Origin of the sequence: Limimaricola hongkongensis DSM 17492, from assembly GCF_000600975.2 — a bacterium.
GTDB lineage: Bacteria > Pseudomonadota > Alphaproteobacteria > Rhodobacterales > Rhodobacteraceae > Limimaricola > Limimaricola hongkongensis.
Genome location: NZ_KK088653.1, coordinates 25,207 through 37,726, shown reverse-complemented (window position 1 = coordinate 37,726; position 12,520 = coordinate 25,207). Strand labels below are relative to the sequence as shown.

The 12,520-nt window shown below is 67.3% G+C and carries 11 protein-coding genes; 2 read left to right on the top strand and 9 right to left on the bottom strand.

Going from position 1 to position 12,520, the window contains the following annotated elements; genetic code table 11:
• Nucleotides 1–28 precede the first annotated feature (28 nt).
• A complete protein-coding gene (locus LOKHON_RS10705) occupies nucleotides 29–1,393 on the top strand; it encodes a KpsE/RkpR family capsule polysaccharide export protein (protein ID WP_017929932.1) in 1,365 nt (454 codons plus the stop codon).
• A gap of 10 nt (nucleotides 1,394–1,403) precedes the next feature.
• Nucleotides 1,404–2,072: an ABC transporter ATP-binding protein gene (locus LOKHON_RS10700; RefSeq protein WP_017929931.1), complete on the top strand. Its 669-nt coding sequence runs from the start codon at nucleotides 1,404–1,406 to the stop codon at nucleotides 2,070–2,072.
• A gap of 60 nt (nucleotides 2,073–2,132) precedes the next feature.
• Here the strand turns inward: LOKHON_RS10700 and LOKHON_RS10695 are convergent, their stop codons facing one another.
• The 9 genes from LOKHON_RS10695 to LOKHON_RS10655 form a co-directional block, all read right to left on the bottom strand.
• Nucleotides 2,133–3,179, bottom strand: coding sequence for a ParB/RepB/Spo0J family partition protein (locus tag LOKHON_RS10695; RefSeq protein WP_017929930.1), 1,047 nt, complete (start codon nucleotides 3,177–3,179; stop codon nucleotides 2,133–2,135).
• Nucleotides 3,180–3,314: 135 nt separating this feature from the next.
• Nucleotides 3,315–4,703, bottom strand: coding sequence for an AAA family ATPase (locus LOKHON_RS10690; RefSeq protein WP_017929929.1), 1,389 nt, complete (start codon nucleotides 4,701–4,703; stop codon nucleotides 3,315–3,317).
• 134 nt (nucleotides 4,704–4,837) lie between these two features.
• Nucleotides 4,838–5,695, bottom strand: a complete 858-nt coding sequence (locus tag LOKHON_RS10685; protein ID WP_162561793.1) for a hypothetical protein — start codon at nucleotides 5,693–5,695, stop codon at nucleotides 4,838–4,840.
• A gap of 113 nt (nucleotides 5,696–5,808) precedes the next feature.
• Complete coding sequence (locus LOKHON_RS10680) at nucleotides 5,809–6,978, bottom strand: glycosyltransferase family 2 protein (RefSeq protein ID WP_017929927.1); 1,170 nt, start codon at nucleotides 6,976–6,978, stop codon at nucleotides 5,809–5,811.
• Nucleotides 6,975–7,991 (bottom strand): glycosyltransferase family 2 protein, encoded by a 1,017-nt coding sequence (locus LOKHON_RS10675; RefSeq protein WP_017929926.1) that lies wholly within the window; start codon nucleotides 7,989–7,991, stop codon nucleotides 6,975–6,977. Before LOKHON_RS10675 ends, LOKHON_RS10680 begins: the two co-directional genes overlap by 4 nt.
• Nucleotides 7,988–8,515, bottom strand: coding sequence for a hypothetical protein (locus tag LOKHON_RS10670; protein ID WP_017929925.1), 528 nt, complete (start codon nucleotides 8,513–8,515; stop codon nucleotides 7,988–7,990). The genes LOKHON_RS10675 and LOKHON_RS10670 overlap by 4 nt, the downstream gene beginning before the upstream one ends.
• 329 nt (nucleotides 8,516–8,844) lie before the next feature.
• Complete coding sequence (locus LOKHON_RS10665; RefSeq protein ID WP_017929924.1) at nucleotides 8,845–9,747, bottom strand: calcium-binding protein; 903 nt, start codon at nucleotides 9,745–9,747, stop codon at nucleotides 8,845–8,847.
• 193 nt (nucleotides 9,748–9,940) lie between these two features.
• The gene (locus tag LOKHON_RS16585) at nucleotides 9,941–11,314 is read right to left on the bottom strand and encodes a calcium-binding protein (RefSeq protein ID WP_017929923.1); all 1,374 of its coding nucleotides are present in this window, start codon (nucleotides 11,312–11,314) and stop codon (nucleotides 9,941–9,943) included.
• Between the two features lie 473 nt (nucleotides 11,315–11,787).
• The gene (locus LOKHON_RS10655) at nucleotides 11,788–12,255 is read right to left on the bottom strand and encodes a hypothetical protein (protein ID WP_017929922.1); all 468 of its coding nucleotides are present in this window, start codon (nucleotides 12,253–12,255) and stop codon (nucleotides 11,788–11,790) included.
• Nucleotides 12,256–12,520: the final 265 nt, after the last annotated feature.

Genomic DNA, 12,520 nt, shown 5'->3' with positions numbered 1-12,520 from the left:
CGCAGCCAGATCAGAAGGTTACCCCGGCATGGCCCCTCCCCGGACCCGATCGACCGACAGCTCCGAGGAGCGCGACGCGCCGAGCCCACGCGACGAAAACCGCCTGCGCCCCGTGCCCGACCTGCCCGATCTGCGCGGGGGCGCGCTGACCGATGCGCCCGGCGGCCCCAAGACCAAGCGCGAGCTGCGCCGCGAGGCGCGCCAGGCCCGCCGCGAGGCCGACAAGGCCCGCGCCGAGGCCGAGGCCGATCCGGTGGTGGTGCGCCCGCTCGCCCGTCCGGCCAAGGTCCGCAAACGGCATTGGGGCCTGGTTCTGTCCTTTGGTCTGATGGTGCTGGCCCCGGCGGGGGCCGCGAGCTGGTACCTGCATAGCCGCGCCGTCGATCAATACGCCTCGACGCTCGGCTTCACGGTGCGCAGCGAGGACATCTCCAGCGCCTCCGACCTGCTTGGCGGGCTCGGGTCGAGCCTTGGCGGCGGCGCCAACAACGACGCCGAGATCCTCTACGAATACATCCGCAGCCAGGAGATCGTCCGCCGGATCGACGACAAGCTCGACCTGCGCGCGCTTTATGCGCGCCACCACGCGACCGACCCGCTGCTGTCCTTCGATCCCGACGGCACGATCGAGGATCTGGTCGAATACTGGGAGCGGATGCTGCGGATCTCCTATGACAGCGGCTCGGGGCTGATCGAGATGCGGGTGCTGGCCTTCGATCCGGCCGAGGCGCAGGCGATCGCGCAGGAGATCTATCGCGAGAGCAGCGCCACGGTGAACGAGCTGTCGGCGGTGGCGCGCGAGGACGCGACCCGCTACGCGCGCGAGGATCTCGATCTCGCGCAGGAGCGGCTGAAGGAAGCGCGCGAGGCGCTGACCGCGTTTCGCGTCGAAAACCAGATCGTCGATCCGACCGCCGACATCCAGGGCCAGATGGGGCTGTTGAACACGCTGCAGGGGCAGCTTGCCGCGGCGCTGATCGATCTCGATCTTCTGGGCGACAGCGTCGGCGAGGGCGATCCGCGCGCGGCGCAGGCGCAGCGCCGGATCGAGGTGATCCGGGCCCGCATCGCGCAGGAGCGCGAGAAGTTCGGCGCCAACGGGCAGGGCCCGGCGGGAGAGAGCTATGCCACCACGATTTCGGAGTTCGAGCGGCTGAGCGTGGAGCGCGAATTCGCGGAAACCGCCTATACCGCCGCGCTGGCCGCCTATGACGCGGCCCGCGCCGAGGCCGAGCGGCAGAGCCGCTATCTCGCCACCTATATCCGCCCCACCCTGTCGGAGCGGTCGCAATTCCCGCAGCGCGGGATGATGATCGGTCTCGTGGCGCTGTTCGGCTTTCTCGCCTGGGCGATCGGCAGCCTCGTCTATTACTCGCTGCACGACCGGCGCTGAGGCGGCCCGCGTGATCCGGCTGGAGAACCTGAGCAAGAGCTTCCAGACCCGCTGGGGCCGCAAGGTGGTGATCGACAACGCGTCGGTCACCTTTCCCTCGGGCGTGTCGGTGGCGCTTCTGGCGCGCAACGGCGCGGGCAAGTCGACCCTGATGGGGATGATCGGCGGCACCATCCAGCCGACCGGCGGCCGCATCGTCAGCTCGGGCACGGTGTCCTGGCCGGTGGGGTTCAAGGGAAGCTTTCACCGCGACATGACCGGCGCGCAGAACACCCGTTTCGTGGCGCGCATCTACGGCGTCGAGACGCAGGAGCTTCTGGAGTTCGTCGAGGATTTCGCCGAGCTGGGCCCGCATTTCCATTCGCCGGTGCGCACCTATTCCTCGGGGATGATGTCGCGCCTGGCCTTTGGCGTGTCGATCGGCATTCCCTTCGACACCTATCTCGTCGACGAGGTGACCAGCGTCGGCGACGCCGATTTCAAGCGCAAGAGCCGTCTGGTGTTTCTTGAGCGGATGAAGAGCGCGGGCGCCGTGGTGGTGACGCATTCGATGAACCAGGTGCGCAAGCTGTGCCAGGCGGGGGTGGTGCTCGAAAACGGCAAGCTGGTCTATTTCGAGGATGTCGAAGCGGCGATCACCCGGCACCAGGAAAACATGGGCTCGGACGAGGACGAGTGACGGGGCGAATGTTTCGCGCGCGAAACGGTCAGCATTGTTGACCGTTTCGCGCGCGAAACATCAGCCGGTCATCCCGTCGCGCAGCAGCGCGAGAATGCGGTCTCGGACCCCGTCCTGTTCCAGAAAATCGCCAGAAATCAACAGGCCCTTCGCGGTGTCGCGGCAGGTCAGGCCGGGGCGCAGCTCGACCGGGGCGGCGCGCGGCGCGGGCCGGGGGCGGGCGTCGGGCTGGCCGAATGCGGGCGGTGTATCGGTGCGAAACAGTTCCGCCTCGATGATCCCGGCCTCTGCCGCCGCCTCGGCCGGGGCCGCGTCGTCCAGCCGCAACCGCAGCCGTTCGGCCAGCGCCGGATCGTCATCGAGCCCGCGCGCCAGCTCCAGGCCCAGCCGCTCGCCGATCTGCGTCGGAAAACGCAGCGCGTCGTCGAGCGCCCGCACCACCCGCACGAAGCTCTTGATCTTCGAACGGCGCGAACGGGTGGCGGCGCCGAACAGGCCGCGCAGCGCGTCGGTGTCGCTGTCATAGACATCGGCATCGGTGGCACGGGCGACGATGCGGGCGCGCTCGTAATGGCTCAGCCCGACGCGGATCTCGTTTTCTTCGACCATGGCGCGATAGGCTTCGGCGGCGTTGCGCGGCGTGCGCGGGAGGGCCAGGACGCGCCCCGGCGTGCCATCTTCGTCGGCGATCCGCCGCAGCGCCGTGAGCCGCCGCCAGCCCGAGATCAGCCCCCAGCGCGGCGACCGCCCCGGCCCGAGATCGGCCACCTCGATCGCGGTCTGCTGGCCGCGCTCGCGCAGGCTGTCGATCAGCGCCTGCATCTCCTCTTCGCAGCTTTCCATGCGGTCGCGCACGAGATGACCGGCATCGACCTGGTCGAGCGGCAACCACTGAATGAGCCGCCCTTCCTCGCGCGCCGCGCCCAGCGTCCGGCCCAGCTCGTCGAGCGCGGCCTTGTCCGCCGTTTCCCGCGCCACGGAGGCGATCGGCATCTGCCGGGTCGGCGCGATCCCGAGCGGGTAGCTCGGGAAGGCGGACTTGGTTTCGGGCGCGCCGCCGGGCGCGGCGTCGAGGCGGGGCGGGGAGAGGCGCTTGCGCTTGGCCATGGTCAGGCTCCTTGCAGGTGTCGCGTCAGGATGGGGGCAGGAATCTTGAGATCGGGTAAAGGAGGGGGCCGGTGATGTTTCGCGCGCGAAACGGTCAGCACTATTGACCGTTTCGCGCGCGAAACATCCAAGGGGTCACTGCGCCGCCTGCGCGTCCCGCGCCTCCAGCTCCTCGCGCCGCCAGATCCCCAGCAGCAGCTTCTTGAAGGCGGCATAGGTCTCGTCGAAGGTCTCGCGGCCGCGAGCATAGGTTTCGCGGTTGAAATCGCGGTAATCGGCCTCGTAGATGCCCTGCACCTGTTCGCCCGCCTGCCCGATCAGCGCCGTGAAATCCTGCCGGTGCGGGCTCATCACCGGGCCGAGATAGGCCTGCATCAGCGCCGCCAGCTCGCCCTGCTGCGCGCCGTCATAGCGCGTGACGATGGTGCGCACCGCGTCCCATTGAAACGCCGTCTCGTCGCGCCCCAGCGCCCGCGCGGCGGTGTTCTCGCCCTCTTCGATCGAGGCGAAGGTGGTGTGCAGCATGTCGAAGAAACGGCCCGTGCTGTCGAATTCGAGAAACGACGCCCCCATCGGCACCAGCAGGATATCCGCCGCCGCCAGGCCGTTGATGGTCAGGTAGCCAAGCGCCGGGGGCGTGTCGATGAAGACGAGGTCATAGGCATCGAGCAGCCCGTCGCGCTCCAGCACCTCGGTCAACGCGTCCCACAGCTTCCAGCCGCGCGCCTGCATGCGCCAGACCGGGATCTGGAACTCGGCCCAGTAGAGGTTCAGCTGCGCGCCGATCAGGTCGATGTTCGGCCAATGCGTCTTTTGCACCAGATCGCCCGCGCCGATCCCCAGCGCCTCGGTCAGCGTGTCGTCGAGCGGCAGCGCCGTTTCGCCGCGCGACACGCGCCGCGCGGTCTCGGCCTCCAGGTGCTCGGCGTAATGCCGCGCGATCAGCGGGTAGACGCTTTGCCATTCATCGGCGACGCGGCCGCCGAAGATCGAGGTCATCGAGCCCTGGCTGTCGAGATCGAGCACCAGCACCTTGTAGCCGTCGAGCGCCGCCGACATCGCCAGATGCGCCGCGGTCGAGGTCTTGCCGACGCCGCCCTTGAAGTTGGCGACCGCGACCATCTTGGCGGGCAGGCCCTCGGGCCGATAGGGCAGGTAGGGTTTGGATTTCGAGCCTTCGGCGCCGAAATGCGCGCGCAGGCGCAGCACCTCGTCGAGCGTGAACCATTTCGCCCCGCCCTCGGTCTCGGATCGGCCCTGCGGCAGCGCGGGGTTGGATTTGAGCACGCGGCGGAAATGCGCGGGCGCGACCGGGATCAGGTAGCGGGTGATCTCCCATGTCGAGAAAGGGCGCAGGCGGCGCGCGCCATCTTCGCCAAGGCCGCGCGAGGCGAGATCGGCCCGCCCGCGGGCGCAGGCCTCGGCGATCGCGGCGAACCCACGGGTGTCGGTGGGGTTGCCCAGCTCGGCCAGGGCGGTGTCGGGATCGATGCGGAAATAAGGTGGCAGCGGCTCGCGGCTCATGGGCGCCCTTCGATGTGCGGTGTTTTCCCATGGATAGCGGGAAACGTGGCACATGGAAGGAAAGAGTGGGGGTGAAGGGGATGCGACGGGCGAATAGCGCGCGGTTGTCGCGCGCGGGCCATAGCAAACGGCGATCAGACGGCGATGCCGGGGCTTGCGGGGTCGATCAGGCGCACCCGCGACCAGCCGGACAGGGCGTCGAGATCGGTGGCGTAGAGCGCGTCGAGCCGGGCGCGTTCCTGGGGCGACCAGGGGTCGAAGCCCGGCGCGCCGGGGCCGCGGGGATGGGCCTTGATCAGCTCCTGCACCCCGGCCCGGTCGATGCCGCCCGCTTCGTGCCGGCGCAGCATCGCGTCGACCGCCTGCTGCGAAAAGCCGGGCCGCTCGGAATGATCGGCCCGCTTCAGCGCCGCCATCGGAATCCCGAGAAGCGCCGACAGCAGCCGGGTCTCGTGGCCGCGCAGCTTCTCTGCCTCGTAGATCGTGATCGAGGCGCCGGGAAAGGCATCGAGCAGCCCGGCGACCAGCGGCTGCCAGCTCAGCCGCTCCGTCGGGGTGCGCAGAAAGGCCCGAAACGGCAGGAACCGGGTCGATTTCAGGGTCTCGCAGTAAAGCGAGGGCAGGAAGCCCGCGAAACCGCGCAGGCCCAGGACCAGCCGCGGCGCCGCGAGGCCGAGATGGTCGGCCATCTCGTCGGCGCGCCAGGCGCCCTCGGGGTAAAGCCCGTCGGGGGCGGCCACGTGCTGCACCAGGCCGAGGATGTTCTCGTCGAAGACCAGCTGCCGGCCGGGGCGGGCCGCGGGGACCGGTTCGGGCGTGCCGTCATGGTCCAGAAGCGGCCGTGTATGGGCCGCGCGAAACGCATCGAGCGCCTGGTACTGCACGCCGTGCTGGTCCAACGCCGGGCGGGAGGCCTCGAGGCAGGCCTGCAGGAAGGTGGTGCCCGTCTTGTGCACCCCGAGCCAGTAGATCGGTGCTTCATGTGCTGTCACGCTGGTCTCCTACCTTGTCGTAGCCGGTGGTGTCATGCGTCCGCGACGTGTCGCGGCGATACGCGCAGGCGGGGCGGGAAAGCCGCTTGGCGCGTCCTGGTGGGAGGGCATGGTCAGGTCCTTGCCGCCACGGACAGGGCCGCGAAGGCGGAGGTCAGCTCCTGCAAGCGGGCCTCCGGTATCGTCGTTTCGCCACGCGCCGCGCGCAGCGCGTCCAGATCGCCCCGCAGCTTGCCCAGCTGGCGCTCCAGATGCGCCTCCTGCCGCGCCGTGGCCCTGGTCAGGAGCCGCAGCTCCGCCCGGGTCAGGTCGCCAGCCCGGATCGCATCCATGATCTCGGCCACCCAAGGGCTGATCGTGGGCCGCACCTCCTGGGCCCAGGCGCGCCGGGAAAAGCCGGACAGCGCAGGCTGCGCCGCCGCGAGCCAGGGCGCGATGGCCGCGGGCGACAGCCGCTCCATGTGCCAGGTCATGTTGCCCACCAGCCAGCGCATCGCCTGAACCCGGAGCGCGCGATCGCCCCGGCCCAGATCGGCGGTGATCGTGTCGTAATGGGTGAAGAAGGCCAGAAGCTCGGTCCCGCGCGAGGTCATGGTCTGGCCGGGCCGGGCGATGCGGTGGCGACAGATCACCCGGTCGCAGAACAGGATGCGCCGCGCCGCGCGCAGCACCGACCAGTGAAACGGGTTGTCCTCGAAGAAGAAATCGCCCTCGGGAAAGCGCAGCCCGTGGGCGTCGAGAAACCCGCGCCGATAGAGCTTGCGCCAGGGCACGGCGATCAGCGACAGGGCGAGATCGCGCGCCTGCGGCCCCTCCAGCGTCTCGGCGCCGGCCCAGCGGCCGGCATCGGCGGGCCGGCGGTCATGGCCGTCGATCTCGTGCCATTCGAGGTAGTTGGCGATCAGGACATCGGCCGGGCTCTCTTCGGCCAGCTCCGCCGCGAAGCGGTCCCTCGCGGCGTCGAAACCCGCCGCCTCGATCCAGTCGTCGCCATCGAGAAAGGCGACGATGTCGCCGCGCGCGGCGGCCATGCCGATATTGGCGGCGGGGCCGACGCCGCCCGGCGTGTTGCGGCCCAGAAGGATCGGCCGGAAGGCGACGCCGGGCGCCAGGCGCCCCGACGCGCCGAAGGCGCGGATCTTGGCCGGGCCGTCATCGCGCGAGGCGTCGTCGACCACGATCAGCTCGTCGCCCGGGCGCAGCACCCGCGCCGCGCTGTCGAGCGCCGCCGAGATCCACGGCCCCACGTCGAAGCCGGTGACGATCAGGCTCAGCGTGCTCATGCCGGCACCGCGCGGGGCTGCCAGGCCAGGTGGTCGTTGATCCGCGCGGCCAGCTCGGGCTCGGCCCGCGCGATCCGGGCGAAGGCGGCGGCATCGAGATGGCGGGCGAGAAAGCCGCGGATGCGCGCCCGGAAGATGTCGTGATGCTCGGGCGCGAGCTGGCCCATGGCCCAGTGGAACAGCGCCATCACGAATTTCGCGAAGGGCAGGGTGAAGGCGGGGCCCGTTCCGGCGATCTCCTGCGCCACCGGGTCGAGCGCGCGAAACATCTCCAGCCGCTCGGCGCCGCTGCGGTTGGTCAGCCTTGCGCCGTTGCGCTGCACGACATGGAGCGCCGCGACCCGGTCCGAGACGAGGATGCGCCGCGCGCGCAGGAAGCTGAGCCAGTGCAGCTCGATGTCGTTATGCACCATGATCTCGGTGCAGCGGATGCCGGTCTCGCGCAGGAAACCGGTGCGATAGACCTTGTTCCACGGATAGGCGGAGAGCTGGATCAGCTCGGGGATCTTCCCGGCGGGCAGCTCGGCCAGCGCGCCGATGATGCCGACCCGTTCCCAGATGCGTTCGTCGCCCGCCAGCGGCCCCCAGCCGCCGGCCTGCGCGACGCGGCTGTCGGCATGGGCGAACAGGCCGAAATCGAACCCGTCCCGCGGCAGCTCTTCCATCAGCCGGGCGAATTCCGGCGTGAACCGGTCGTCGCTGTCGAAGAAGATCACCCGCCCGGCGGTGACCTTTTGCAGGCCGCGGTTGCGCGCGTAGCCGGCGCCGCGCTGCTGCGCGTTGCGCGCGAAGACCAGGTCGGCGCCAAGCCGCGCGGCGCTCCAGCCGCGGCGCGCGGGGTCGGCCGGGATGTCCGAGGCGTCGTCGACCACCACCACCTGGCTCACGGCCTCGATCCCGGCGATCTGCCCGAGCAGCCGGTCGAGCCCGTCGGTGTCGTTCCAGACCGGGATGACGACGGCGAGATCCGGGGCAAGATCCGGGGCGGGCCCCTTGGCGGCCGCCTCGCTCATGCCGCGAAAATCCGCAGGTCGTGCAGGTCGAGCCGGACATCGCCGGTCGGCAGGAACAGCACGATCTCGCGCCAGGGCGCGGCGGGCGGCAGGGCGTCGTGCCGCCCGTCGGTTTCGAGCGCGTCGAGATGCAAAAGCGGGCGCGGCAGGGCGGCCACCTGTTTCGCGAAGAAACAATCGGCAAAGCCGGTCTCGGTGCCCGAGCGCAGGCAGGGCGCGACGGCGATCGCGTGCGGCGCGGCAAAGCGCGCCGACAGGCCGACGATGCCGAGACCGGACAGATCGCCCACGTCGAGGCGGATGTGCAGCCCGCACCAGCGGGCGGGGCGTTCATGGGTCAGCTCGATCTCGAGCAGCCGCCCCGCCGGGCTCGAAAAGCGCCCGCGCATGCCGGCATCGGGGTCGGGCACGAAGCGCAGGCCGGGCACGATCTCGGCCTCGGGCACGATCTCGCCCGACAGGCTGCTCGAACGCAGCATGTCGAGGCTCTCGCGGGTCAGCGTGGCGGGCGGCGTGTCGGTCATATGCGGTCAGGTCTCGGTGTGTGTCGGGCGGCAAAAGGCGCGCGGCGCGTCCCGAGCCCGGTTCCTGCCAGCCCTGCAGGGGCGTATCGCGCGGGACCGGCCCGGTGGTGCCCCCACCTCTCACATTGGCAGATCTTCCATTACCGATCTGCCTGCATGTGTCCACACCGCGCGGGCCGGGCCGTCGCCGGCGTGACGGGGCGGTCACGGACACGCTCGGGGGGCGCGCAAAAAAAGACCCAGCCCGCAGGCTGGGTCAAAAACCGCCGCGGCACGGCGCCGGTCGATCTGGGCGGTGGCCCCCGTGACAGGAGCCTGCGCAACACAGCCTATCCGAGTTCGACCCAGTCGCCGCCCTGGCGCGCATACACCGTGTCGTCGAATTCCAGCCGCTCCATGCCGAGCAGCACGTCGCGATCTCCGCCGCTTTCCACGATCACCCTTTTGCCGAAATTCACGTCGTAATCGGCGAAATCGCCGTTGAACTGGACCGTGTCGTTGCCCTTGCCGCCGACCAGCCTGTCGCTTCCCTTGTCGAAGACAAAGGTATCGGCCCCGCCGCCGCCCTTCACCTCGTCGTCACCGCCGCCGCCATTGAGCGTGTCGTTGCCGCCGCCCCCGGCGAGGGTGTCGCCGCCGCCGCCGCCGATGAGGGTGTCATCGCCGCCGCCGCCCAGCAGAATGTCGTCTCCGCCGCCGCCCAGCAGGACGTCGTTGCCGCCGCCGCCGACCAGCCTGTCCTGACCGGTGGCGCCGAACAGCCTGTCATCGCCGCCGCCGCCCAGAAGCGTGTCGTTCCCCCGGTAGCCGTTCAGGATGTCGTCGCCCTGATATCCCTTGAGAAGATCGTCCTTCTTTCCACCGGACACGGTGTCGTCGCCCTCGAACAGAAGGTCATAGGCCTTGCGCGAGCCGGAGCTCAGGAATCCGCCGAATTTGCCGGCGTCTATTTCCAGACCCGTTATCTCGATAACGGGCGTCGCATTGTCGATCCGAATTTCGACATCGGTGACTTCCCCGCCGGTAATGACGAGCTTTCCGTCTTTCGTCGTATAGGTGAAATTCGTTCCGCTGATCTTGGTGAGATTGATGTCGTTGTCCTTCACCGTTATCGCCGAAGGCGTCAGCAGCGCTTCGCTGTAGCTGTTGACGAGCGGAATGAAATCCTTTCGCGCCTGTTTCATGTCGTAGAAGGAAAAGGACGCGGTTGCGTTGAAGATCAGGCTGGCCATGAATACTCCCTGCTCTCAGAGCGATTCACCAATCGATACGTGACGTGTCGGGAGTGGGGCGAGCGCGTCGTATCTTTTCGATATCATTTGAATTCGGGTGTGCGAGACCCGTGGCCGGGCTGCGTCGCGGATGCTGCGTCTGCCCGTGGAATGCACCGTGGTGCCGACGCGGGGCGCCGGCACCACGACCGTTTCAGAAGAACATTCCGCCATCGGTGTGCAGAACCGAAACGGACGGCAGGTCGACCCGGACGCCCGCGCCGATCTGGACCATCGCGCCTTCGTCGGTGCCGAAGGTGCTGTCGCGCTCGAACACGGATTCGATGTTGGCCCGCATGTTGTACGCGTTGACCTCGATCTGCTGGACCGTTTCGCCATCGACGATGAGATCCAGTCCGACCACATTGCCAAGCCCGCTCGTCTGGACCCGGACCGTGTCGATGTCGATCTGCGTGAGATCGATCTGGTCGCCCCGCGGCCGGGTGTCGAAGTCCCAGATGATGTCGGAGCAGTTGAAGTCGACCTCGCAGAAGACGAACTGGTCGCAGCCTTCGCCGCCCCACATTTCGTCGTCGCCGATACCACCGCGGACGATGTCGTCACCGTCGCCGCCATAGACATGGTCGTCACCGGCGCCACCGACCACGAGATCGTTGCCGCCGTCGCCGTGGACCCAGTCATTGCCCTCGTTGCCGTCGAGCTTGTCGTTGCCGTCGCCGCCATACATGACGTCATTGCCGAGATTGCCGGTCATGAGGTCGTTGCCGCCATCACCGTACATGCGATCGTTGTCGTCGCCGCCGGCCATGCAGTCATCGCCGTCGCCGCCATACATCTCGTCATTGCCGCTGTTGCCGAGCATGTGGTCGTTGCCGGCGTCGCCCTTGAGCAGGTCGTTGCCGGCGCCGCCGGTGATGTTGTCGTTGCCGTCGCCGCCGGAGACATCGTCATTTCCGTCGGCCCCGTCGAGCTGGTCGTGCCCGGCGCCGCCATCGATCGTGTCGTTGCCTTCGTTGCCCCAGACGAGGTCGTTGCCGTCGCCGGCCTCGATTTCGTCGTCGCCGGTGCCGCCATAGACCATGTCGTCGCCGCCATGGGCCTTGATGTGGTCGTCACCCGAGCCGCCCTTCAGCACGTCGGCATTGTGGGCGCCTTCGATCTTGTCATCGCCGCCATGGCCGTTGATGTCGAAATGCACCAGGTCGCCGACATAGACCGAGGGGTAGGGCTTGGTGGCGGCGCTGTCATGCTCGAGATCGTTCAGAAGGCCGAGGCCGCTGATGAGATCGTCGCCGTTCGTGCCATTGGCGATGGCGTGCCAGTATTCACTGCCATCGGTATTGACCATTTTCTTGAACTGGTAGGCGACGGGCCATCCCATCCAGGACGCGCCCTGGCCTTCCGACATGTACTTGTTCAACAAGTTTCCGTCGGCATAGTCCTTGATATAAAGGGTGATTGTGTATTCGCAGACGAGATCGTCACCGGAGGGCAGGCAATCCTGCACGATTTCGTTTTCGTCGCAAATCTCGACTTCTTCGCATACGTCGCTGGTAATGAATGACATTACGACCACCTGATAAAATGGTTAACTTCACATGGGCCTATGCCCTGAAGGTGCGTCAGTCAGTCGGTTATTCGCACGTTCAAGTGCTGCCCTGCCCGGAGATTAACACAGGTTTCGAATCTATTAAAGATTGTTCGAGATGACCGGGTTGATAGTTTGAATTTCCTTCATAAACAAGTGGTTGCGCGAATAAATGCCGTGGCGCAGTTAAGGAGCCATTCGGTGTGTCTTGGGCGAATATGGCTTTGCCGCGCGAAAAGACCCTTACTTGGCGCTTCGTGATGACCTCAGCTGAATGTACAGCTCAAGTCGAATCGGACAGGTCGAACCGGCCGGAAAACTATGCGATCCGTTGCCACATGGAGGGCAGCCCGCGATGGTGCGGGCTTTAACCCAGTCATAGGACCGAAGGGCCTGTTGTGCAGCGAGCAGGCGGTTCGTTCGATATTTCGGCGCCAGTTCCGCTGCGTGGATCAGTCTTGATGGGTCTGGAAGCGGAGCCTGACCCATCGAACCGGAGCTGTCAGTTTCCAAGAGGTGCTGGTGCGTAAGGCATCGCGCTCGGCCTGTAGCTCATCGCACTTGGCACGCAGCGTGTCGCGTTCGGTGGTGGCCTCGTCAAGCTGGGTCCGGACCGCTTGGAGCTCGGTTTCGTTCTCATACGTCCGAAGCGTGAGCTGCGCGATCTCCTCGATACGGGGAGCGACTTCCTGCCTCGTCTCCTGATGAGCCAGCCGCTCGCGCTCAAGTGCGGCCACCAGTTCTGCAATTCTGACATCCCGGTGAGCCAAAAGTTCGAGGGTTTTCTCGTGCAGGGCGGCTGACCTGTGGAGCGGCTGATTATCAGCCCTAGGCGCTTTGCGCGGTTCCCGAAAAAAAGAAAGATCTTCGAACTCGTCGGGGTCGGGCGTGTCTTGTGGCAAGAGCCAAGCTTTGGTCATGAGGCGAAACTCCGGCGATGTTTGGATGGGGGGGGTGTAGCACTAGGGCGGGGGCGGCACGACACCCTATCTCGGCCATGGCTCGGTGTGACCCTTGGTCAGTTTTCAAAGATGCGGACGAAGCAGCTTGAGAGGGGGGGCAGGACCTGCGAAATAGGCGACATGGTAACGTGAACCCTTTTAGAGACAGGCCGTTTTCGTCTCGGCGGGAATGGGGCACATGATCCTTTGATCACGGGCATCGGGCAAGGCAAGCAGAAGATGC